This is a genomic window from Micromonospora sp. LZ37 (assembly GCF_059359015.1).
This window is the reverse complement of the sequence record NZ_JCADBL010000001.1, coordinates 531,335-553,726: the sequence shown is the minus strand read 5'-3', so window position 1 is coordinate 553,726 and position 22,392 is coordinate 531,335. Positions and strand designations below refer to the sequence as shown.

Here is a 22,392-nt window from a genome sequence, read left to right as displayed (position 1 = left end):
AACAGCCGGTCGGTCTCGTCACAATGAGCTGAACGGCCAGTACTGATCGGACCGGAGAGCGGACGGACGACGTACCGGATCAGGCCTTCGCCAGTGGCACGACCAGCACCGCCTCGGTGCCGCCGGTGGCCCCGTCCCGCAGCTCGATGGTGCCGCGCAGCTCCCCCGTGACGAGCGCCCGGACGATCTGCAGGCCCAACCGGCCGCCGCGCTCGGCGTCGAACTCGGCGGGCAGGCCCCGCCCGTTGTCGGTCACCGAGACGTGCAACTGCTTGCGGAACCGGTGCGCCGAGACGACCACCTCGGCCGTGCCGTCCGCGCCGGGACCGTCCTCGCCCGCTGGCGGGAAGCCGTGCTCCACGGCGTTGAGCAGCAGTTCGTTGAGGACCATCACCAGCGAGGTGGCGATCTCGGCCGGCAGCACCCCGAAGCTGCCCCTGCGCCGCATGCCGACCGACACCTCGGTCGCCGCGACCTCGGTCGCCGCGCTGGCCACCCGGTCGACGATGCCGTCGAACTCGACCGCCTCGTCGCTGGACATGGAGAGCGTCTCGTGGACCAGGGCGATCGAGGCGACCCGGCGCACCGACTCCTCCAGGGCGACCCGGGCCTCCGGCATGGACACCCGGCGGGCCTGGAGGCGCAGCAGCGCCGCGACGGTCTGGAGGTTGTTCTTCACCCGGTGGTGGATCTCCCGGATGGTGGCGTCCTTGGTGATCAGGGCGCGGTCGCGGCGGCGTACCTCGGTGATGTCGCGGACCAGGACCAGGGCGCCGATCGGCACGCCGGCGGGCATCAGCGGCAGCGCCCGGGTCAGCATGGTCGCGCCCCGGGCGTCGATCTCCCGCCGGGGCGGCGCCTCGCCGCGCAGCGCGGCGAGGATGCCGTTGGCGGCGTCGGTGCCCTCCAGCGGGTCGCCGGCGAGCCGGCGGTGCAGCTTGGCCAGGTCCTCCCCGACCAGGTGGGAGGCGTAGCCCAGCCGCCGGTACGCCGACTGCGCGTTGGGGCTGGCGTAGGTGACCTTGCCGTTGGCGTCCAGCCGGACGAGGCCGTCGCCGACCCGGGGCGCGGAGGTGGTCTCCCCCGGATGCCGGGGCGGCGGGAAGGTGCCGTCCGCGATCATCTGGGCGAGGTCGTCGGCGGTGGTGAGGTAGTTCAGCTCCAGCTGGCTGGGCGTACGGGCGGTGGAGAGGTTGGTGTCCCGGCCCACCACGGCGACGACCTCGTCGGTCTCACCGTCGGCGGAGCGCAGCCGGACCGGGATCGCCTCGTGCCGGGCCGGCACGTCGCCGTACCAGACCGGGTCGCCCTCCCGCCAGATCCGGCCCTGCCGGTGGGCCACCTCCAGGTGCGCCACCTCCGGCCCGCCGACGATCCGGCCCACCTGGTCGTCCAGGTACGCGGTGGGCGCGGTGGTCGGGCGGACCTGGGCCACGCAGAGGAACGTCCCGTCGCCGTCGACCGGCACCCACAGCAGCAGGTCGGCGAAGGAGAGGTCCGACAGCAGCTGCCAGTCCCCGGCGATCCGGTGCAGGTGGTCGATGTCGCCCGGACGGAGCTGGGTGTGCTCCTCGGCAAGGTCGCGCAGCGTGGACACGCCACTCAGCCTGCCACGCCGGGCTCACATCGTCGCGGTGACCTTCTTCAGCCCGCGCGGCGCATCGGGGTCCTCGCCGCGGGCCAGCGCCAGCGCCAGCGCCAGGCGCTGCAACGGCAGGATGTCCAGCAGCGGGGCGTACCGCTCGTCGACCTCGGGGACGGCGATCCGGGTTGCGCCCTCCACCTCGGCGGAACCGACCACCACCACGTCGGCCCGGCGCTCACCGAGCCGGGGCAGCACCTCCCCCATGGAGCGGCCGCCGGGGCCGGAACCGACCACGGCCAGCACCGGCACGTCGGGGTCGGTCATCGCGAGGGGTCCGTGCAGCAGGTCGGCGCCGGAGAAGGCGAGCGTCGGCAGGTACGAGGTCTCCATCAGCTTCAGCGCCGCCTCCCGGGCGGTCGGGTACGCGTATCCCCGACCGGTGGTGACGAGCTGGCCGGCGAACCGGTAGCGCGGGGCGAGCCGGGCGGGAGTGTCGTCGGCCAGGGTCTGCTCGGCCAGCGCGGGCAGGGCGTCCAGCGCCGCCCGCTCCTGCGCCGGCAGCGCCCCGTCGCCGGCCCGGACGCCCTCCACCAGCATCAGCAGGGCGAGCAGCTCGGCGGTGTACGTCTTGGTGGCGGCGACCGCCCGCTCGTGGCCGGCGGCGATGTCGACGCTCAGCTCGGCGGCGTCGGCGAGCGCCGAGTCGGGGTTGTTGGTCACCGCCAGGGTGAGCGCGCCGGAGGCGCGGGCGGCACGCAGCACCTCGGTCAGGTCGGGAGAGCCGCCGCTCTGGCTGACCCCGATCACCAGCGCCTCGGAGAGGTCGGGCCGGGCCCCGTAGATGGTGACCGCGCTCGGCGAGGCGAGCCCGGCGGGCAGGCCGAGACGGATCTCGGTGAGGTAGGCGCCGTAGAGGGCGGCGTGGTCGGAGGTGCCCCGGGCGGTGAACACGACGTGTCGTGGGCGCCGCCGGGCGATGACCGCCGCCACCCGGGCGATCGCGTCGGCCTGCTCGGCGGAGAGCAACCGGGCGTATCCGGCCGGCTGCTCCTCGATGTCGGCGGCCATGCCGGCCCCTGGACGCGTCACGGAAAGCTCCTCCCTGCGCGCTAGCCGCGCGTTTCATGCTCAGTCTTGCACGCATGATCAGATGAGAGCAATCTTCCGAACAACAACGAGCAGTGGATCACCAGATCGGCGCGACATCCCCTAGGCTTGCCCAGCCCCGGCAACCCACCCGAGAGCGAGAGGCCGACGTGACGGAGGGACGTGACGAACCCGCGCTGTCCGCGGCGGAGGAGCTCACCCTGGCCCGGCTCGCGTTGGACGAGGGTGACCTGCGGGGCGCGGCCGACCACCTGACCGCCGCCCTGGTCCAGGCGCCGACCCTGCCCGAGGTGCACGAGACCCTCGCCCGGATCGCCGCCGCCTCCGGCGGCGACCTCGACCTCTTCCCGCTCGGCCACCACGCCTTCGTCGGCGCCGTGGTGGCCCGCGCCCACCTGCTCGCCGCCGCCGGACGCCCGGCCGAGGGGCTCGACCTGCTGGTCGCCGCCACCGGCCACGCGCCGGGTGTGGACTGGGCCGGCGTGCCCTGGGTGTCCGCGCCCGAGCTGGTCGAACGGCTCGACCCGGACCGCGCCGCCCGGATCCTGATGCAGATCTGCGCGGCGGTGCCGGACCCGGCGCCCCGGCCCACCCGGGCGCCGCTGCGGCCGTACCTCACGCTCGCCCGGCACGCGGTCGACGCGCATCCCGACCACGCCCTGCTGCTGGGCGCGGCGTCCGCGCTGGCCCGGCGGATCGGCGAGGTCACCCTCGCCGTCACCTGGGCCAGCCGGGGGGTACGCGCGGAGCCGTCCAAACTCGGCGAGGTGTGGCTCGGGTACGCGTACCGCAGCGCCGGCCGGACCCGCGACGCCCTGGCGGCGCTGGAACGGGCCGTCGGGCACGACCCCGACGACCTGGCGGTCTACGCGGACATCGCCGGCACCCTGGCCGACACCGGCCGACTCGACCAGGCCATCGAGTGGATCGACCGGGCGCTGGCCCGGGACCCCGGCTTCGACTGCGCGGTGCACACCGCCCACCGGCTGCGCTTCCTGCGCGACGGCGACGTGGCCCACCTGATCGCCCTGGCCGACTTCGTCCGCGACAACCCCGACGACACCCACGAGCACGGCGACCTCGCCGAGTGCTGCCGCGCCCGGCCCTGGCTCGGCCAGGTGACGCCGGCGGCCGGCGCGATGGTCGACGCGCTGCGCCGGGCCCTCGCCGCCGACGGCCCGCCGGGCGGGGCGGTACGGCTGGCGGCGTTGGAACCGCCGAGCGCGATGCGGACCGTCACGGCCGCCGTACCCGGCCTCGCGGTCGAGGTCACCGGGGTCGCCGACCCGGACCCGCGTGAGCCGCGCCGGGCCGACGCCTGCCCGCTGTGGCGGTACGACGGCACGGTCGCCGCGCCCACCCTGCCGGCCCCGTCCACCGCGGCGGCGGACCGGGTCAGCCAGCTCGCCCACCCGGCCTGGCCGCACCCGCCGGCCGCGTACGACGCGGCGGTGGGGCTGGCCACCCTGGAGCTGACCGACCTGCTGGGCCTGCTGGTGCACCCGCCCGAGGCGCCGGCCACCGCGCTCGGCCGGGTGCTGGCCGGGCAGGACCCCTCGCTCTGGGTGCGCTGCGTGCAGGTCTGGGCCTGCCTGGGGCTGCTGCACCACCGCACCGACGAGCCGTGGCCGGACTCGACCCGGCGCCGGGTGCTGGTGGAGCTGGTCTGGGGCGTGGAGGACTGGATCACCGAAGCCGCCCTCTTCGCCCTGGTCACCGCCGCCTGGGTCCACCCCGAGGTACGTCCCGACGTGGCCCGCGTGGTGGCCGAGCGGCTCGGTGACGTGGCGACCGTGGCCCGGGTACGACCGGTGCCGATCGCCGTCTCCCTGGCGCACCTGGCGCTCGCCACGCCGGCCCTGGACCCGGCCACCACCGCCCTCGCCCACCGGCTGATCGGCGACGGCGCCGTCGGCCCGCACCGGCGAGGCCCCCTGACCCGCCTCTGGCGCCGCCTGACCGCCCCGTTCCGCCGCCGCCCCTGACCCCGCCCGACCTGGACCCTGCACCCCCGGCACCGCCGCAGGACTCCCCAGGTCGACGTGGTCCGCGGCACGCCGCGGTGTCGACGGCGCAGGGAGGCCCAAGATCGACCGGAGACGCAGCCCGGCCGGGACCTACCGGGCCGGGCGGCGGCGCGGCCGGTCGTGTACCCGGGCCGGCAACGCGGCGCGGCCGCGGCGTACCCGGGCAGGGGACGACGCGGCCGCGACGGACCGGCGGGGCTCAGGCCACCGGGGCCCGGCCGAGAGCGGCCTCGGCCTGCTCCTCGCCAGTGGCGTCCGCGGGCGGGGCGTCGTTGGCCGAGCGCAGCGGCACCTCCTTGACGAACCAGGCGAGCACGGGCACCGCGACGGTGAAGAGCACCGCCCAGAAGAAGACGTGCGAGATGGCGTCGGAGAGACCGCCCAGGACCGACTCGCGCAGCTGCGCCGGCAACCCCTTGAGCTGCTCCAGGTCCATCCCGCCTCCCTCGCCGACCCCGCCGCTGAACGCACTGCCGGCGGCGGAGTCGGCGAGCCGGTTGGCGAAGATCGCGCCGAAGAGCGAGATGCCGAACGAGCCGCCGATGGAGCGGAAGAAGGTGGCCGCGCCGCTGGCCGCGCCGAGGTCCTTCTGCTCGACGCTGTTCTGCGCGATCAGCATCGTGGTCTGCATGAGGAAGCCCATGCCGACCCCGAGCACGATCATGTAGAGGGAGGACTCGAGCTTGCTGGTGTCGACGTCCAGGCGGGTCAGCAGGGCCAGGCCGGCGGCCATCACCACCCCGCCGACGATCGGGAACAGCCGGTACCGGCCGGTCTTCGTGATCGCCCGGCCCACCACCAGCGAGACCACCAGCATGCCGAACATCAGCGGGAGCAGGAGCAGGCCGCTGTTGGTGGCCGAGGCGCCCTGCACGGTCTGCTGGTAGAGCGGCAGGAAGTTCATCGCGCCGAACATGGCGAAGCCGAGCAGGAAGCCGATCACGGAGATCAGGGCGAAGTTGCGGTTGGCGAAGAGCCCGAGGGGCAGGATCGGCTCGGCGGCCCGCCGCTCGACGAAGCCGAAGACGACCAGGGCGAGCAGAGCCAGCGCCGAGAGGCCGAGGATCTGCGGCGAGGCCCACTCGTACTCGTTGCCACCCCACGTGGTGACCAGCACGATCGCGGTGATGCCGACGGAGAGCAGCGCCGCGCCCAGCCAGTCGATCCGGTGCTCGGTCCGGTACTTGGGCAGGTGCATGGTGGCGATCAGCAGGACCAGCGCGACGCCGCCGAGCGGCAGGTTGACGTAGAACGCCCAGCGCCACGAGAGGTGGTCGGTGATGAAGCCGCCGACCAGCGGTCCGGCCACCATGGCGATCGCCATGATGCCGGCGATCATGCCCTGGTAGCGGCCCCGCTCCCGGGGCGGCACCAGGTCGCCGATGATCGCCATCACCCCGACCATCAGGCCGCCGGCGCCGAGGCCCTGCACGGCGCGGAAGGCGATCAGCTCGATCATGCCGTTGTCCGGGCCGCCGAGCATGTCCGAGCCGGCCATGCCGCAGAGCGCCGAGCCGATCAGGAAGACGACCACCGAGGTCAGGAAGACGGCCTTCCGGCCGTAGAGATCGCCCAGCTTGCCCCAGATCGGGGTGGAGACCGTGGTGCCCAGCACGTAGGCGGTGACCACCCAGGTGAAGTGGTCCACGCCGCCGAACTCGCCGACGATCCGTGGCAGCGCGGTGCTGACGATCATGTTGTCGAGCATCGCGAGCATCATCGCGATCATCAGGCCGAACAGCACGACCCTCACGTTGGGTCTCGCCGCCGTCTGGCTTTCCTGACTCATGGGTAGGCTCCCCCCGAGAAGTGACACACTTACCTGCCGCCCGGCCAGTTACCTTACTAGCCGCACGGTAAGTTGGTGGGCGAGAGACCGTCAAGCGAGTTGGGTGGTGCGGGTGAGGGAGAGCACAGGCGGCACGCGGCAACGGATCCAGGCCGTCGCGCTGGAACTCTTCACCGAGCAGGGGTACGAGAAGACCTCGCTGCGGGAGATCGCCGAGCGGTTGAACGTGACCAAGGCCGCGCTCTACTACCACTTCAAGAGCAAGGACGAGATCGTCAACAGCTTCGTCGAGGACCGGCTACGCCGGATGGACGAGCTGATCGAGTGGTCGCGGTCGCAACCGGCCGGCCGGGCCACCCGGCAGGCCCTGATCGGCCGGTACGCCGACGCGATGTTCGCCAGCGAGCAGCCCTCGGTGATGCGGTTCTTCGAGCAGAACCAGACGGTGCTGAAGAGCCTCCCCGCCGGGCAGCAGATGCGCGAACGGATGCTGCGCCTGGCCGACGAGCTGTGCCAGGGCGACGACTCTCCGGCCGCCCAGCTCCGGGCCGCGCTGTCGCTCTTCGCCGTGCACAGCAGCTGGTTCGCCGTACGCACGCCGAACATCACCGACGCCGAGCGCAAGAAGCTCGCCCTCGACGTCGCCGACGAACTGCTCACCGGGATCGGCGGGCAGACTCCCGGCGCCGGTCAGGACTGACCGGTCAGGGCCGGACGGTCAGCGCCAGGCGCAGGCCCAGCAGGTCCACCCCGGGCAGGGGCGAGAAGTCCTTCTCGGGGGCGCGGACGAAACCGAGCCGTTCGTAGAGTCGGTGCGCCGCGCCGGCGAAGCCGCTGCGTACGCAGATCACCACCGCCGAGCAGCCGCGCGCAGCGGCCCGCTCGACGCAGGCCCGGGCCAGGGCCGCCCCGGCGCCGCGGCCCTGGGCGGCCGGGTCGACGGCCAGCATCCGGAACTCGGCCTCGCCGGGGCCGGCGAGCTCGGCGTAGCGGGTGCCGGGCAGCACGAAGGTCACCGACCCGAGCACCTCACCGGTCACCTCGTCGGCGGCCACCAGCACCTCGCCGTGCTCGGCCCGGACGGCCACGTCGGCAAGCACGTCGGCGTACCCGTTCTCGCCCTTGAGCTGCCCGTCCGCCTCGTACGCGGCGACCGTCAGCCGGGCGACCGCGGCGAAGTCCGCCGGGGTCGCCGGACGGACCAGCAGGCCGGTCAACCGATCACCGCGATCAGGTCACCGTCCTGCACGACGTCGCCCTCGTTGACCGCGAGCTGCGTGACGACACCGTCGGACTCGGCCACGACCGGGATCTCCATCTTCATCGACTCGAGGATCACCAGGGTGTCCCCCTCGGACACGGTGTCCCCGGCCGACGCGACGACCTTCCAGACGTTGGCCACCATCTCGGCGCGGATCTCCTCGGCCATGTTCCGGCCCTCCCTCTCGCGATTGTCTGCCGACGTATCCAATCATGCGGCGACACCCGGTGGGCGGGGAGCGGCCGGCGCCACTTCGGCGATAGTGGACGTCACGCGCTCCGGCCCGCCCCGGCGGACCACCGCCGGTGGCGGCGGCACTAGCATCAGCGGGTCGGACCCTGGCGCCGGGAGGACCGGTGCGTGCACCGGCGCCGAGGGTCGTGCGCAGGGATCCGACCCATCACGAGGAGGTCAGCATGGCGAAGAAGGCCCGGAAGAAGAAGGCCCGGAAGAAGAGCGGCGCGAACCACGGCAAGCGCCCCAACTCCTGATCCTGCGCGGCGGTCGTCCGCCGCGGTGATCAGCAGCGCCGGCCCACGCGCCGGACACAACGGTGGCCCGGGTCGAGTCGACCCGGGCCACCGTTGTCGTCGGCCGTGCTCAGCGCTCCGTCGTCGCCGTTCAGTCGGCGAGTTCGCGCGACTCGCTGACCTCGAAGACCACCAGCTCGGTGAGCCGGACCCGCAGCCGCTCGCGCAGCTGGTCGGGGGCGGTCTCGTTGCCGCAGCAGCGGGCCACGAGCGCCTTCACCTCCTGCTCGATGCCGTACTCGCGCAGGCAGGGCCCGCACTCGTCGAGGTGGTGACGGATCAGGCCGCGCCGCTCCTCGGCGCACTCGAGATCCAGGTAGAGGTACACCTCCGCGAGGATCTCGCGGCAGTCCGTCTCGTGCGGCTTCCCACAGCTCACGTCACACCTCCCGGCCGGCAGCGGCGGTCGAGCCCTTCGAGGACTGGGCGGAGCTGAAACCACGCTCCGCCGCGTAGCGCTCGAGCAGCTTGCGCAGATTACGTCGGCCGCGGTGCAGCCGCGACATCACCGTCCCGATGGGCGTGCCCATGATGTCGGCGACCTCCTTGTAGGAGAAGCCCTCAACATCGGTGAGGTACACCGCCAGGCGGAACTCCTCCGGCAACTGCTGGAGGGCCTCCTTGACGTCGCTGTCCGGGAGCCGGTCCAGCGCCTCGGTCTCGGCCGACCGCAACCCGCTGGAGGTGTGCGACTCGGCCTCGGCGAGCTGCCAGTCGGTGATCTCGTCGGTGGGCGCCTGGATCGGCTGGCGCTGCCGCTTGCGGTAGGAGTTGATGTAGGTGTTGGTCAGGATCCGGTAGAGCCAGGCCTTCAGGTTGGTGCCCTGCTCGAACTGGTGGAAGGCGGCGTACGCCTTCAGGTACGTCTCCTGGACCAGGTCCTCGGCATCCGCCGGGTTACGCGTCATGCGCAGCCCGGCAGCGTAGAGCTGATCGACGAAGGGCATCGCGTCCCGCTCGAAGCGGGCCCTGCGCTCGTCCGTCTTTTCGGTGGTCAACCGCACATCCCCTCGCGTCGGATGCTTTCCCGCCGAGGATACGCGGACCGATCGCCCCGCAGATTCGGTTCCGCCGGGTGTGCTGGTGCTCACCACGGCCGGACCGCCCACCGTCACGGGCCAGTCCGGTCCGCCCAGCAGCTGCCTGAGCTGCCGCGCTCCCCGTTCGTCCCGCTCCCGGCTCCGTGTCTCGGTCGGCACCGGTCACCCCCCTCGCCAGATTCGTCGTCCGGGGGGTGCAACGCCGCGGCACGGGCGGGACATTCCACCCGACCGCCCCGTTCCTGGTCCCGGCCCCGGCGAAGCCGACGCTGGGACCAGGAAGGGCCTGGGAGGATGGCCCCGACCGCCCGAACCGGGCAACCGGCACCATCCGGAGCAACGAGGAGCCCCGGCAGCCGGAAACGGCCCGCGACGGCGCGGCGGCAGCCACGCGGCGGCAGCCACGCGGCGGCAGGCCGGCCGGCATGATCACGCTGGATCGTGGAAGTAGTGGCGTCCGACCTTCGGCGAGGCCACTACTTCCAGGATCGAGCACGATCTTGAGGGGTTACGCCGACGCGAGCGCGGGGCACGGGCGCGGAGGCGGCAGCACGAGTGCGGAGGCGGCGGTCGGCGGGGGACCGACCGTCGCAACGGGGACGGGCGCGGCGGCACGGGCACGGGCACGGGCACGGGCGCGGCGACACGGCGGCGGGGACGGCACGGCGGCGCGGCGACGGTCAGCGGGACGTCAGGCCCAGCTCGCGCAGCCAGCCGACCACCACGTCGGCCGTCCCGGCCGGGTCCCCGCGCAGGTCGTGGCGCTCCCCCGGGCGGACCACCACCCGGACCTGGCTGTCGGCGGCGGGCACCCCGAACGGGTCCCGGTCGCCGTTGACCACCAGCGTCGGCAGCCCGGTGCGCAGCTCGTCCGCGCGGGACCGCTCCGGGCGACCCGGCGGGTGCAGCGGGAAGGCCAACGCGACCACCCCGACGGCACCCACGGCGGCGGCGGTCCGGCAGGCCACCCGGGCGCCGCTGGACCGGCCGCCGACCAGCAACGGCAGCTCCGGGTGCCGGGCGCGCAGCACCGCCAGCACGGCCGTCCACGCCTCGTCGAGGTGGCCGGCCGGGGCCGGCGCCCGCCGCCCGGCGACCCGGTACGGCTGGGTCATCCGGGCCACCGCCACCCCCGCGCCGAGCACGGCGTCGCGGACCGCGAGCAGGTCCGGGGCGTCGACGTCGCCCCCCGCCCCGTGCCCGAGCACGAGCAGGGCGGTCGGCGGACCGGCCGGCAGGTCGGTGTCGACCCGCGCCGGGCCCCGGGGGGTGTCGATCTCGTCGCGGTGCGGCACGGGTCCATTCTGCGTCCCGTGCGCCCCGGCCCGATGGGCGGACGACGCAACCGGCGCGCGGCTGGGTGCCGGCGCCGAACCGGCCGGGCCCACATCGCGCCCGGACCGGCCGACCGGCTCAGTCGACGGCCGGCACCGCGGGACCGGACGGGCCGGTCTCGACGAGGGTCGACGATCCGCGTCGCACCGGACCGGACGGGCCGGCTCGAACGAAGGTCGACGGCCGGCACGCCACAGGACCGGACGGCACGCCGCAGGACCGGCCGGGCCGGCTCAGTCGGCGGGCGGCGCGGCGGCACCCGGTCGCGCGGTCAGCTCAGCGGCACCAGGGTGAGCAGGCGGTCCCGCACCGGCGGACCGGCGTCGTCGGCGGCGTCCGGATCCGGCTGCACCTCGCTGCGCCAGGCGACCAGCATGGCCCGCCGCTCGCGCGGCGTGGTGGCACCCCAGACGCCGTGGCAGTCACCCACCTCCAGCGCCCAGGCCAGGCACGAGCCCTGGACGTCGCAGCTGCGGCAGAGCGCGACGGCCGCGTCGGCCGGTTCGTTGGGCGCCGGAAAGAACGTCTCCGGATCCACACTCTGACAGGTTCCTCTGGTCCGCCAGGCCTCGTCCTGTCGACGTTCCCGCAACGCCCGCAGCAGGCGCGGGTCTCGTCGTGCGGCGGCCACCTCGTGCGGACGGGGCATACGCGCCCGGGTCATCACACCCACCTCCCCCGTGGGACCGGCAAGATCGACGGGCATCGTTCGCACCGCGCGAAGACGCTCCCAGTGCCGGCGCTGTGTTCTATCGCACCGACAGCGACGGGGACAAGGGGCTACGCACAAAGATGACTGAAGATCCGAGCGACGTTTCGCCCGGAACTCTGGCAATTCGTGCGCGACAATGTTGCAAATCAGGTTCAGAAGAGCGTCATTTCCTCCTCGGCGCGCTCCTCGGGCAGCGACACCCGGGCGGTCAACTCCGGACCGTCGTTGCGGACGTCGCCGACCGCCGGACCGACCGGCCGGATCTCCAGCCCGCCGAGCCAGTCGGCGGGCGGCGGGGCGAGCAGTGTCGCCGGGTCGTCGACCGGGGCGAGCAGCCACTGCGCCCAGCGCTCGCGCGGCAGCAGCAGCGGCATCCGGTCGTGCACCTCCGCCAACTCCCCCACCGCCGCGGTGGTGAGCACGCTGAAGGTGAGCAGCGACTCCCACCGCGACCAGATGCCGGCGAAGGCCAGCACCGAGCCGTCCCGCGGGGTCATGTAGTACGGCTGCTTCCCGCCGTCCGGGCGCCGCACCCACTCGTACCAGCCGTCGGCGGGCACCAGGCAGCGGCGGCGGGCGAACGGGTCGGCGTAGGCCCGGCTGGTGGCGACCGTCTCGACCCGGGCGTTGATCATGCGGGCCGCGCCGGCGGCCGAACGGGACCAGTGCGGCACCAGCCCCCAGCGCCCCACCGACAGCGCGCGCCGGCCCTCCGGGGTGAGCCGGACCAGCGGCACCGGGTCGGTCGGCGCGACGTTGTGGTCGGGACCAAGCCGGCCGTCGGTCTCGTCGTACGACTCGAAGAGCGCTCCCAGGTCGCCCGCGCTCCGGGTCGTCGCGTACCTCCCGCACATGGCGCCCACGCTAACCCGCCGGCGGGGCGTCCGGCTGTCCCGCCAACCGGGAGTCGGCCCGACGGCCGGCCCGGTCGGCCCGCGGACTTGGCAGAATGTGACCGTGGGGAATCCGACCGCGACCCGGCCGCCGCAGCCGTGGACCGCTCCGACCGCCAGCGACCCGGTCGGCGCGACGCTGCGCCTGCCCGGCTCCAAGTCGATGACCGCCCGGGCCCTCGTGCTCAGCGCGCTGGCCAGTGGCCCGTCCACGCTGCACGGGCCGCTGCGCGCCCGGGACACCGAACTGATGGCGGGCGGGCTGCGCGCGATGGGCGCCCACGTCTCGGTCGCCGACGACGAGCGCTGGCTGGTCCGGCCGCACCGGCTGGCCGGCCCGGCGCACGTCGACGTCGGCCTGGCCGGCACGGTGATGCGTTTCGTGCCGCCGGTCGCCGGCCTGGCCGAGGGGCGGGTCACCTTCGACGGCGACCCGCACGCCCGGGTCCGCCCGCTCGGCCCGCTGATCGGCGCGCTGCGCTCGCTCGGCGTGCGGATCGACGCCCCGGCGACCGGCAGCCTGCCGCTGGCCGTGCTCGGCGCCGGCCGGGTGACCGGCGGGGAGGTGGTGATCGACGCCTCCGCCTCCAGCCAGCTCGTCTCCGGCCTGCTGCTCGCCGGGGCCCGCTTCGACCGGGGCGTGGTGGTCCGGCACGAGGGCCCGCCGGTGCCCTCCGCGCCGCACCTGCGGATGACCGTGCAGATGCTGCGGGCCGCCGGGGCGGCGGTCGACGACAGCTCGCCCGACGTCTGGTCGGTCGAGCCCGGCCCGCTCAGCGGCCGCGGCTGGGAGATCGAACCGGACCTCTCCGGCGCGGTTCCCTTCTTCGCCGCCGCGCTGGTCACCGGCGGCGAGGTGACGTTGCAGGGCTGGCCGCGCAGCAGCGCACAGCCGGTCGAGCAGCTCCGCTCGCTGCTGCAACGGATGGGCGGCGAGGTGACCCTCGGCACCGCCGGGCTCACCGTCCGCGGCACCGGCACGGTACGCGGACTGGAGGCCGACCTCTCCGACGTCAGCGAGCTGACCCCGGCGCTGACCGCGCTGGCGATGCTGGCCGACTCGCCGTCCCGGTTCACCGGGGTGGCCCACATCCGGGGGCACGAGACCGACCGGATCGCCGCGCTGGCCCGCGAGTTCACCGCGCTCGGCGCGGACCTCACCGAGTCCGCCGACGGGCTGGAGATCCGCCCCCGCCCGCTGCGCGGCGGGACCTTCCGGACGTACGCCGACCACCGGATGGCGCACGCCGCCGCGGTGGCCGGGCTGGCCGTCCCAGGCATCGAGGTGGACGACGTGGCCTGCACCTCCAAGACCATGCCGGAGTTTCCGGCGCTATGGTCGGCACTGGTGACCGGCAAGAGCTGACGGCGAAGGGGGCGGTCCTGGCGACCAGACGGCGGGAGTACGACGAGGACGACGTACGGGTCCGGCCCGGGAAGTCCTCGCGTCCACGCACCCGTACCCGCCCCCGGCACGCCGACGCCGTCGAGGGGTTCGTCATCGCCGTCGACCGCGGCCGCTACACCTGCGTGCTCCCCGACACCGGGGAGGTCGCCACGATCACCGCGATGCGGGCCCGGGAGCTGGGCCGCAAGTCGGTGGTGGTGGGTGACCGGGTCGGCCTGGTCGGGGACACCTCGGGCAGCGCCGGCGCGCTGGCCCGGATCGTCCGGATCGCCGAACGGACCTCGGTGCTGCGGCGCACGGCCGACGACGACGAGACCACCGCCGAGGGACGCCTGGAACGGGTGGTCGTCGCCAACGCCGACCAGCTGGTGATCGTCAGCGCGCTGGCCGACCCGCCGCCGCGGACCGGGTTCATCGACCGCTGCCTGGTGGCCGCGTACGACGCCGGGATCGAGCCGCTGCTCTGCCTCACCAAGGCCGACCTGGCCGGCCCCGAGCAGGTGCTCGGCTACTACGCCGAGCTGGAGCTGCCGTACGTGCTGGTCCGGCCGGACTCCGACCTCGCCGCGTTGCGCGCGCTGCTGGCCGGCCGGGTCTCGGTCATGGTCGGGCACTCCGGCGTGGGCAAGTCGACGCTGGTCAACCGCCTGGTCCCGGACGCGGCCCGGGCGGTCGGCGTGGTCAGCGCCATCGGTCGGGGCCGGCACACCTCCACCAGCGCGGTGGCGCTGCGGCTGCCCCCGGAGCGCGGCGCACACGACGACCCGGGCTGGATCGTCGACACCCCGGGAGTGCGCAGCTTCGGGCTGGCGCACGTCTCGGCGGACAGCCTCCTGCACGGCTTCCCCGACCTGGTCGAGGGGACGGTGGACTGCCCGCCGAACTGCCCGCACACGGCCGACGAGGCGGAGTGCGCGCTGGACGCCTGGGTGGCCGCCGGCAAGGCCGACCAGCGCCGACTGGCGTCGTACCGTCGGTTGCTGGCCTCCCGGTCCGGCGAGGGCGACGCGCGCGGCGAGGCCGACCAGCGCAATCCCGGCGATCCGCTCGCCGGCTCCTGACCCGCCGGGGCGGCCGGCGACGGCCCGCCCGGCGGATCGTGATCCGGCACGCGCCGCTACCGTCTGTGGCATGACCGGGTACGCCGACGACATCGCCCTCGCCCACCAGCTCGCCGACGCCGCGGACGCCATCTCGACGGCCCGGTTCCGCGCCCTCGACCTACGGGTGGAGGCCAAGCCGGACCTCACCCCCGTCTCCGACGCGGACACCGCCGTCGAGCGGGAGATCCGCGCGCTGCTGGCCGAGCGGCGGCCGGACGACGGCCTGCTCGGCGAGGAGTACGGCGAGCAGCCGGCCGCCGGTCCGGGCGGCCGGCGCTGGGTGGTCGACCCGATCGACGGCACCAAGAACTTCGTCCGGGGCGTGCCGGTCTGGGCGACCCTGATCGCCCTGCTGGAGTACGACCGCCCGGTGGTCGGGTTGGTCTCCGCCCCGGCGCTCGGCCGCCGCTGGTGGGCCGCCGTCGGCGAGGGCGCGTACGCCGGACCGGACGCCACCTCCGGCACGCCGCTGCGGGTGTCGGCGGTGCGGGATCTCGCCGACGCCAGCTTCTGCTACTCCTCGTTGACCGGGTGGGAGGAGGCGGGCCGGCTCGACGCGATGCTGCAGTTGATGCGGGACACCTGGCGCAGCCGGGCGTACGGCGACTTCTACGGCTACATGCTGCTGGCCGAGGGGGCACTGGACGTCATGGTGGAACCGGAGTTGTCGCTCTGGGACATCGCCGCGCTGGTGCCCGTAGTCACCGAGGCCGGCGGCCGGCTGACCACTCTGGACGGCCGTCCGGCCCCTGGTGACGGCGCCTCCACGGAGACCAGCGCGATCGCCAGCAACGGCCTCCTGCACGCCGACGTCCTGACCCGGCTGGGTCGGCCGACCGAGCGCTGAACCCACGACACCCACTATCCTCGCCAGGTGGTGTCCTCCGGCTGGTGCTTCCTCGCGGCGATGATCGTCGCGTACGGCTTCGCCAACATGCTGCAGTCGGTCGCCGCCGCCCGGACGACCGTCCACCACACCTTCGACCCGGGGCTGCTGCTGCGACTGGCCAGCCACCGCACCTACCTGATCGGGCTGCTCTGCCAGGTGGCCGGTTTCGTGCTGGCCTTCCTGGCCCGCCGGGACCTGCCGCTGTTCCTGGTGCAGGCGAGCGTCGCCGCGGGGCTGGGTGTCACCGCGGTCCTCGGCGTGGCGGTGCTGAAGTGGCGGCTGCCCGCCGCCGAGGTGGCGCTGCTGGTGCTCCTCTTCGGCGGGATCACCGCGCTGGTGCTCTCCGCCCAGCCGGCCCCCTCGAAGCCGCTCGGCACGGCCGGCATGGTCGCCCTGGCCGTGACGCTCGGCGGCATCGGGGTGCTCGGCTTCTTCGCGGTGCGCCTGCACGGGCCACCGGGCTCGGTGGCGCTGGGCTCCCTGGCCGGCCTGGCCTTCTCCGCCGCCGCGGTGGCCGCCCGGCCGCTGGCCTCCGCCTCGTCGGCGGAGGCGTTCCTCCAGGATCCGCTGCTCTACCTGCTGATCGCGCACTCCCTGGTCGGGCAGCTGCTGCTCGGGCTGGCCATGCAGCGGGGGTCCACCACGGCGGCGGTCGCCGCGATGGACGCCGCCGGCGCGGTACCCGCCGCGATCATCGGTCTGCTGCTGCTCAACGACAAGATCTGGCCGGGCCGGGAGTGGCTGGCCGCGGTCGGCTTCCTGGTCACCCTGGCGGCGGTGATCGGCCTGACCCGGTACGCCGAACCACAGCACCACCACGCCGCCCGGGACCGGGAGCGTCGCCGGGCCATGGTCGGCGCCGCGCCCCGGCCCTGAGCCGCCGCCCCGGGCCGGTACGGCGTCCGGTCAGGCCGCCTCGACCGGCTTGCGGCGGCCCACCACCCGCTCGTAGAGCCGCTCCAGCGCCCCGGCCGTCCGTTCCCAGGTGTAGCTGCACCGGACCCGGTCCACCGCCGCGTGCCCGTACGCGAACCGCCCGGCGTTGTCGGCGAGCAGCCGGCGCAGCGTCACGCCCAGCGTGCGGACGTCCCCGGGCGGCACCAGCCGGCCGGTGACCTCGTCGACCACGGCGTCGGCGATCCCGCCCATGGCGTAGCCGACGACGGGGACGCCGCAGGCCATCGCCTCCAGCGACACCCGGCCGGCGGACGAGTAGCGCGGGGTGCAGGCGACCACGTCGGCCGAGCGGTACCAGGTGGCCATCTGGTCGTGCGGGACCGCGCCGACCAGCTTCACCTGGTCGGCGACCCCGGTCCGCTCGGCCAGCTCGCGCAGCCGTCGGGCCTCCGTGTGGGTGGCGAGCTGCTCGACCGGCGGACCGCCGGCGATGACCAGCTCCGCGTCACCCACCAGCCGCAACGCCCGGATCAGGTCCTCCTGGCCGTGCCCGGCGGAGAGGCCACCGACGGAGAGGATGCGGGACCGCTGGTCACGGGGGGCCGCCTCGCCGTCGGGGTGGAACTGCTCGATGTCCACGCCCGCGGGAACCATCGCCACCGAGGTGCGTTGCAGGCCCATCCGGGTCAGCTCGTCCACCTCGTCGTTGCACTGGGCCACCGCGATGTCCACCGCCCGGGTCAGCGCCCGCTCCAACGGGATCCGCTCCCCCGGGCCGCCGTACTCCCGGCCCAGGTGCCGCAGCTGCTCCACGCCGAGGGAGTGGAAGGTCTGCACGACCGGGATGTCCGTCTCGCGTACCGCGTGCGCGGCGGCCAGGCCGCCGATCCAGTAGTGCCCGTGCACCACCTCCGGGGTCCACTCCCCCGCCCAGCGGTCGGCGAGCCAGCGGCCGAACTCCGACACGTACGGGACCAGCTCCGCGGTGGCGGTGGGCCGGTCGGGCCCGACCGGCACCCGCTCGATCCGGTAGCCCTGGACCTCGACGACCTGCGGCAGGGTCGCATCGTCGTGGCGCGCGTAGACCCGGACGTCATGTCCCCGGCCGGCGAGTTCGGCGGCGACGCGGGCGATGTGGTCGCGGGTACCGACGACCGGCCCCTCCGCGTCCCTGGACGGGCCGGCGTGCGCGAACACGAGGCCGACACGCATGGTGCACCTCCATGCGAACTGCAGACTTGCAAGGGATGGTCCTCCGTCAGAGCGTCCCATTAACCCGGCCTCGGGGAGCCGAAACCTGGCAGATCGGGAGCGTTCGGCACAGGTGGCGGCGCGCGGGGCGCCCGCCGCCGGGAAGCGCCCGGAGCACAGCCCGGAGCGCCGCCCGGGACCGTTGCGCCCGATCCGTGACCCCCCGGCGGCATGAGCCCCCGGGCTGCGGGGTACGGGCGAAGGATGCCACTGACCCGTAGCCTCGCCGATGCCACAGTGGTGATCACCGGCGCCTCCAGCGGAATCGGCACCGCCACGGCGTACGCGCTCGCCCGGCGGGGCGCCGACGTGGTCCTCGCCGCCCGCACCGAGATCGCCCTCGACGAGGTCGCCCGACGGTGCCGGGAGCTGGGCGGACGGGCCCTGGTCGTACCCACCGACGTCACGGACCCGGTCGCCGTCGAGGAGTTGGCCGCCCGCGCGGTGGCCGAGTTCGGCCGGATCGACGGCTGGGTCAACAACGCCGCGGTGAGCGCGGTCGGCCTCTTCGACGAGATCCCGACGGCCGAGTTCCGCCGGGTGGTCGAGGTGAACCTGCTCGGCACCGCCCACGGCACCCGGGCCGCGCTGCCCTGGCTGGGTGCGTCCGGGGGCGGGGTGGTGGTCAACAACGCCTCCGTGCTCGCCGAGGTGGCGATGCCCTACCAGTCGGCGTACAACGCCACCAAGCACGGCATCCGCGGGCTGGCCGACACGGTCCGGCAGGAGCTGCGGGTGACCGGGCGGGGGAACATCTCGATCTGCACGGTGCTGCCGGCCACCATCGACACGCCGTTCTTCCGGCACGCCGGCAACCACACCGGCCGGGAACTGGTCCCGCCGCCGCCGGTCTACCCGCCCGAGATGGTGGCCGAGACCATCGTCCGGCTGCTGCGCCGGCCGCGCCGCGAGGCGTACGCCGGGGGCGCGGCCCGGCTGATCGGCCTGCAGTGGCGGCTCGCCCCCGCGCTCGCCGAACGGGTCCTCGGCTGGTACGTGCACCGGACCCAGTTCGGTCCGGCCGGCACGGTGGAGAGCAGCGGAAACGTCTTCCACGCGGACGGGGAGGCCCAGCGGGACGACGGCTGGCAGGGCCGGCGCCGGCAGCTGGTCCGGATGACCGCGGCGTTCGGGCTGGCCGCGGCCGGCACCGCCGTCGGCACGGTGGCCGCGATGACCCGCCGGTCCCGGACGGACCGGCGATGAGCGGCGTGGAACGGCCGGCGGGTGGGCCCCGCACAGGGATGCTGCCCGCGGAGACCCGCTGCCGGGTGGAGGCGGACGAGTCGTCGGCGACCGTCCGGTTGAGCGGAATGCTCGATCCGGTGGTCGTCGACCGGGTTCGCGACGCCCTGCTGGCCCGGCTCTGCGACCGTCCCGGCCCGATCGTGGTCGACCTGGCCGAGCTGCGCGCCACCGGCGACGCGGCCGGCCGGCTGCTGACCGACGTGCGGCACGCGGTGGTCGACTGGCCCGCCGCCGACGTGCTGGTGGTCGACCCGGCCGGGACTGTCGGCGGCGCCGCCGCGGCCGAGCTGGGCAGCTGCGCCACCATGGACGAGGCGCTCGCGACGCTGGCCCGGCGGCCGATGGCCGCCGTGCTCGACGCGGAGCTGCCCCCGGCGGTCGACGCGGCCCGCCGGGCCCGGGCGATGGTGGCCGACGGCTGTGCCCGCTGGGGCGTGCCGGAGCTGACCGAGCCGGGGTGCATCGCGGTGACCGAGATGGTCAACAACGTGGTGGCGCACGCGCTGACCCCGATGACCGTGCGGCTCGCCCCGCGGGACAGCTCGCTGCACGTGGCGGTCCGCGACCACTCTCCCCGGCAGCCGGCGTACCCGGGGCTGGCGCCGCCGACCTCGACCGGCGGCCGGGGTCTGCTGCTGATCGACACGGTCACCCGGCGCTGGGGCAGCACCCCCGTCCCGGACGGCAAGGTGATCTGGTGCGTGCTGGACGTCGAGGACGAGGCCCCGCGCCGGGGCTGACTCCTCCCCATCACCCCCATTTTCTCCCGTTTCGGCCCGATCTCGGGGGTGCCGGACGGTTACCCCAGGCGGGACAGTGGGTAGAGATCAGCCATGCGCGACAACGAGTACCCGACCCCCGTGTCCGACCCGGAGGCGCTGGGCCTGCCCGACACCGCCGACGACGACTCGACCGCCAACGACGACGTGCACACCGGCCGCGAGGCGGACGGGCCGGACCCGGCTCAGCTGCCCGGCGACCGCACGCCGGTGGCGGTCGACAAGTTCGGGACCACCGCCGAGGAGCAGCTCGACGGCGAGTCCCTGGACTACAAGCTCGGCCGCGAGCAGCACGAGCGACCCGCCGACGACCCGCTGGCCGGCCCGATCGACCCGGACATCGCCGCCGAGGCGGACAGCGACGAGGCGGCCGCCCAGGCCCAGCTCGACGCCGACGTGATGAACCCCGGCCCCACCTCGGACCCGCGCTCCCCGGTCTCGCTCTACGACCACGGCCAGCTCGGCAGCGTCGCCGACCACCAGGTCGGCCGGCTGGTGGAGCCGGACGAGGGCGCCCACACCGACCAGGAGAGCGACAACGTCGCCTACGACGCGGGCTCGGCCGGCGGCGGCGCGACCGCCGAGGAGCTGGCCATCCACGAGACCCGTCCGCCCGCGGCCCACTGACCGGTCAGGCGTCCAGGCCGCGCTCGATCGCGTAGCGGGTCAGCTCGACCCGGTTGTGCAGCTGGAGCTTGCCCAGGGTGTTCTGGACGTGGTTCTGCACCGTGCGGTGGGACAACCCGAGCCGCTCGGCGATCTGCTTGTAGGACATCCCCTTCGCCACCAACCGCAGCACCTCGGTCTCCCGATCGGTGAGCCGGGGTGCCGCCTCGTCCCGGACCGAGGCCCGCGGCGTGGCGGCGAGCCGGCGGTACTCCCCGAGGACCAGCCCGGCCAGGCCCGGGGTGAAGACCGGCTCGCCGGCCGCGGTGCGCCGGACCGCGTCCAGGAACTCGGCCGGCGCCGCCGACTTCAGCAGGTAGCCGGTGGCGCCGGCCTTCACCGCGTCCAGCACGTCCTGCTGCTCGCCGCTGGCCGAGAGCATCAGCACCCGTACCCGCGGCAGCACCGCGCGCAGCCCCTGGACCACCGCCACCCCGGAGATGTCGGGGAGCTGGAGGTCGAGCACCACCACGTCGGGCCGGACGGCGGCGGCCACCCGGACCGCCTGCCGCCCCTCCCCGCTGGTCGCGACGACCTGGTGACCGGCCTCGGTGAGGTCCCGGGCCACCCCCTCCCGCCACATCGGGTGGTCGTCGACCACCATCACCCTGATCACTGAACAACCTCCGCGCTCACGGCGACTGCCTCGGGACGACCATCTCGATCTCGGTGCCGGCGCCCGGGGCGGAGTCGATCCGCACCTCGCCGCCGAGGTCGGTGATCCGACCCCGGATGGACTGCGCCAGGCCCAGCCGCCCCTGCCGGGCGGCCTCGGCCAGCCGGCCGTCCGGGATCCCCGGGCCGGCGTCCCGTACCGACACGGTCACCGTCTCCCCCTCGTCCTCCACCAGCACCCAGGCCCGACCGTCCGCGTGCCGTCCGACGTTGTCCAACGCCGCCGCAGTGGCCGCGGCCAACTCCCGGGCGACGGCCGCCGGGAGGGGAACCGGGGTGGCCGGGGCGGAGACCTGGACGGCCGGCGAGGCGTACCGGCCGAGCAGGGCGCGCAGGTCCAGGGTGCCGCCGGCCGGATCCGGCGCGGGGGCCGACTCCACCCCGGCGATCAGCGCCCGCAGCGCGGCCTCCTGCTCCCCGGCGAGCCGGGCCAGCTCCCCGGCCTCCCCGTCGAGGTGGGCGCCGCGGCGCTGCACCAGCGCCAGCACCTGGAGCACCGAGTCGTGGATGCCCCGGGCCAGCCGTTCCCGCTCCCGGGTCGCCGCCTCCAGCTCGACCGCCCGCTGCAACCGCTCCTCCGCCGTGACCGCGAGCCGCGCGACGTGCCCGACGATCACCCCGGCCAGCAGCAGCAGGATCACCCCGGTCAGCGAGGACGGGCCGATCCGGCCCCGGGTGGCCAGGTCGGCGCCGCCGAGGAGCAGCGCGGCCACCGCGCCGCGCCGCCGGCCCCCGGAGACCGCCCAGGCCAGCACCGGTCCGGCCAGCCAGACCACGGCGAGGGTCGGCACCCCGGCGGCGAGCGCCGCACGGCCGACCACCCACGGGGTGGCGGCCAGGATCGCGAGCACCACGCCGAGGTCGGCCAGGAGCAGCGGCCAACGCCGGTTCTCCGGCCGGGCGTACCAGACCGCCGTCATCCCGGACCAGGCCAGCATCGCCAGGAGTACGCCGCCGGCGGCGACCGGGTGCGCGTACCGGCCGGCGTCGCGGACCATCAGCAGGCAGACGTACGCCAGGGAGGCGAACCGGAAGACGGCGAGGGACCGCCAGAGCGGCACCTCGAACCCTCCCGGCGGCGACGGCATGGCCGTCACGATGCCACAGCCGGCACCGCCCGGACGGCCCGCCCGTCGCGCTCACAGGAACCCTGACGTACGGTGGAAATGCCGCGAAAAACTCCGAGACCGGCGCCGG

22 protein-coding genes and 1 pseudogene are annotated in these 22,392 nt (G+C 74.8%); 10 read left to right on the top strand and 13 right to left on the bottom strand.

The features are described from left to right. Positions 1-79: 79 nt before the first annotated feature. Positions 80-1,597: a sensor histidine kinase gene (locus AC5L3Z_RS02630; RefSeq protein WP_494839162.1), complete on the bottom strand. Its 1,518-nt coding sequence runs from the start codon at positions 1,595-1,597 to the stop codon at positions 80-82. A 24-nt stretch (positions 1,598-1,621) separates the two neighbouring features. Then, positions 1,622-2,653 (bottom strand): SIS domain-containing protein, encoded by a 1,032-nt coding sequence (locus tag AC5L3Z_RS02625; protein WP_494839588.1) that lies wholly within the window; start codon positions 2,651-2,653, stop codon positions 1,622-1,624. Between the two features lie 188 nt (positions 2,654-2,841). Here AC5L3Z_RS02625 and AC5L3Z_RS02620 point away from each other — a divergent pair, with 188 nt between their 5' ends. After that, entirely contained in the window at positions 2,842-4,677 is a 1,836-nt protein-coding gene (locus AC5L3Z_RS02620; RefSeq protein WP_494839161.1) for a tetratricopeptide repeat protein, read from the top strand. A 241-nt stretch (positions 4,678-4,918) separates the two neighbouring features. Here AC5L3Z_RS02620 and AC5L3Z_RS02615 read toward each other — a convergent pair whose 3' ends face one another. Then, a complete protein-coding gene (locus AC5L3Z_RS02615; protein ID WP_494839160.1) occupies positions 4,919-6,508 on the bottom strand; it encodes an MDR family MFS transporter in 1,590 nt (529 codons plus the stop codon). Between the two features lie 106 nt (positions 6,509-6,614). Here AC5L3Z_RS02615 and AC5L3Z_RS02610 point away from each other — a divergent pair, with 106 nt between their 5' ends. Next, a complete protein-coding gene (locus AC5L3Z_RS02610) occupies positions 6,615-7,208 on the top strand; it encodes a TetR/AcrR family transcriptional regulator (RefSeq protein WP_494839159.1) in 594 nt (197 codons plus the stop codon). A gap of 4 nt (positions 7,209-7,212) precedes the next feature. On the opposite strand, the gene AC5L3Z_RS02605 is transcribed toward AC5L3Z_RS02610, so the two are convergent. Continuing rightward, a complete protein-coding gene (locus AC5L3Z_RS02605; protein ID WP_494839158.1) occupies positions 7,213-7,725 on the bottom strand; it encodes a GNAT family N-acetyltransferase in 513 nt (170 codons plus the stop codon). Continuing rightward, positions 7,722-7,937, bottom strand: a complete 216-nt coding sequence (locus tag AC5L3Z_RS02600) for a biotin/lipoyl-binding carrier protein (RefSeq protein ID WP_334524406.1) — start codon at positions 7,935-7,937, stop codon at positions 7,722-7,724. Before AC5L3Z_RS02600 ends, AC5L3Z_RS02605 begins: the two co-directional genes overlap by 4 nt. A gap of 248 nt (positions 7,938-8,185) precedes the next feature. Between AC5L3Z_RS02600 and AC5L3Z_RS02595 the strand changes: the two genes are divergently transcribed. Further along, a complete protein-coding gene (locus AC5L3Z_RS02595) occupies positions 8,186-8,260 on the top strand; it encodes a 50S ribosomal protein bL37 (RefSeq protein ID WP_369700219.1) in 75 nt (24 codons plus the stop codon). A gap of 130 nt (positions 8,261-8,390) precedes the next feature. Here the strand turns inward: AC5L3Z_RS02595 and rsrA are convergent, their stop codons facing one another. The 5 genes from rsrA to AC5L3Z_RS02570 form a co-directional block, all read right to left on the bottom strand. Then, a complete protein-coding gene (rsrA, locus tag AC5L3Z_RS02590; RefSeq protein WP_334524408.1) occupies positions 8,391-8,678 on the bottom strand; it encodes a mycothiol system anti-sigma-R factor in 288 nt (95 codons plus the stop codon). 1 nt (position 8,679) lies between these two features. Beyond that, on the bottom strand, positions 8,680-9,498 hold the full coding sequence (locus AC5L3Z_RS02585; RefSeq protein WP_494839156.1) for a sigma-70 family RNA polymerase sigma factor: 819 nt from the start codon (positions 9,496-9,498) through the stop codon (positions 8,680-8,682). Between the two features lie 521 nt (positions 9,499-10,019). Further along, the gene (locus tag AC5L3Z_RS02580) at positions 10,020-10,634 is read right to left on the bottom strand and encodes an alpha/beta hydrolase family protein (protein WP_494839154.1); all 615 of its coding nucleotides are present in this window, start codon (positions 10,632-10,634) and stop codon (positions 10,020-10,022) included. A gap of 311 nt (positions 10,635-10,945) precedes the next feature. Continuing rightward, positions 10,946-11,338 carry a WhiB family transcriptional regulator gene (locus AC5L3Z_RS02575; RefSeq protein ID WP_334524416.1) on the bottom strand — a complete coding sequence of 131 codons (393 nt, stop codon included), beginning with the start codon at positions 11,336-11,338 and terminating at the stop codon, positions 10,946-10,948. A 200-nt stretch (positions 11,339-11,538) separates the two neighbouring features. Next, a complete protein-coding gene (locus AC5L3Z_RS02570; protein ID WP_494839152.1) occupies positions 11,539-12,240 on the bottom strand; it encodes an SOS response-associated peptidase in 702 nt (233 codons plus the stop codon). Positions 12,241-12,343: 103 nt separating this feature from the next. On the opposite strand from AC5L3Z_RS02570, the gene aroA reads away from it, so the two are divergent. The 4 genes and pseudogenes from aroA (at position 12,344) to AC5L3Z_RS02550 (ending at position 16,631) form a co-directional block, all read left to right on the top strand. Then, positions 12,344-13,645 carry a 3-phosphoshikimate 1-carboxyvinyltransferase gene (aroA, locus tag AC5L3Z_RS02565; protein ID WP_494839151.1) on the top strand — a complete coding sequence of 434 codons (1,302 nt, stop codon included), beginning with the start codon at positions 12,344-12,346 and terminating at the stop codon, positions 13,643-13,645. Then, positions 13,615-14,748 carry a ribosome small subunit-dependent GTPase A gene (gene rsgA / locus AC5L3Z_RS02560; protein WP_494839149.1) on the top strand — a complete coding sequence of 378 codons (1,134 nt, stop codon included), beginning with the start codon at positions 13,615-13,617 and terminating at the stop codon, positions 14,746-14,748. The genes aroA and rsgA overlap by 31 nt, the downstream gene beginning before the upstream one ends. A gap of 70 nt (positions 14,749-14,818) precedes the next feature. Then, positions 14,819-15,637: a histidinol-phosphatase gene (hisN, locus tag AC5L3Z_RS02555; RefSeq protein ID WP_494839148.1), complete on the top strand. Its 819-nt coding sequence runs from the start codon at positions 14,819-14,821 to the stop codon at positions 15,635-15,637. Between the two features lie 27 nt (positions 15,638-15,664). Beyond that, a pseudogene (locus AC5L3Z_RS02550) lies at positions 15,665-16,631 on the top strand (DMT family transporter). Here AC5L3Z_RS02550 and AC5L3Z_RS02545 read toward each other — a convergent pair. Further along, entirely contained in the window at positions 16,586-17,788 is a 1,203-nt protein-coding gene (locus tag AC5L3Z_RS02545) for a glycosyltransferase (protein ID WP_494839146.1), read from the bottom strand. The pseudogene AC5L3Z_RS02550 and the gene AC5L3Z_RS02545 overlap by 46 nt on opposite strands. Positions 17,789-18,031: 243 nt before the next feature. Between AC5L3Z_RS02545 and AC5L3Z_RS02540 the strand changes: the two genes are divergently transcribed. The 3 genes from AC5L3Z_RS02540 to AC5L3Z_RS02530 all read left to right on the top strand — a co-directional run bounded on the left by AC5L3Z_RS02540 (position 18,032) and on the right by AC5L3Z_RS02530 (position 20,481). Further along, positions 18,032-19,033 carry an SDR family oxidoreductase gene (locus AC5L3Z_RS02540; protein WP_494839145.1) on the top strand — a complete coding sequence of 334 codons (1,002 nt, stop codon included), beginning with the start codon at positions 18,032-18,034 and terminating at the stop codon, positions 19,031-19,033. After that, positions 19,030-19,815, top strand: coding sequence for an ATP-binding protein (locus AC5L3Z_RS02535; RefSeq protein ID WP_494839143.1), 786 nt, complete (start codon positions 19,030-19,032; stop codon positions 19,813-19,815). Before AC5L3Z_RS02540 ends, AC5L3Z_RS02535 begins: the two co-directional genes overlap by 4 nt. Positions 19,816-19,908: 93 nt before the next feature. Then, a complete protein-coding gene (locus tag AC5L3Z_RS02530; protein ID WP_494839141.1) occupies positions 19,909-20,481 on the top strand; it encodes a DUF5709 domain-containing protein in 573 nt (190 codons plus the stop codon). 4 nt (positions 20,482-20,485) lie between these two features. Here AC5L3Z_RS02530 and AC5L3Z_RS02525 read toward each other — a convergent pair whose 3' ends face one another. Both AC5L3Z_RS02525 and macS read right to left on the bottom strand, forming a co-directional pair. Then, positions 20,486-21,124, bottom strand: a complete 639-nt coding sequence (locus tag AC5L3Z_RS02525; protein ID WP_494839586.1) for a response regulator — start codon at positions 21,122-21,124, stop codon at positions 20,486-20,488. 28 nt (positions 21,125-21,152) lie between these two features. After that, complete coding sequence (macS, locus tag AC5L3Z_RS02520; RefSeq protein WP_494839140.1) at positions 21,153-22,283, bottom strand: MacS family sensor histidine kinase; 1,131 nt, start codon at positions 22,281-22,283, stop codon at positions 21,153-21,155. Positions 22,284-22,392 lie beyond the last annotated feature (109 nt).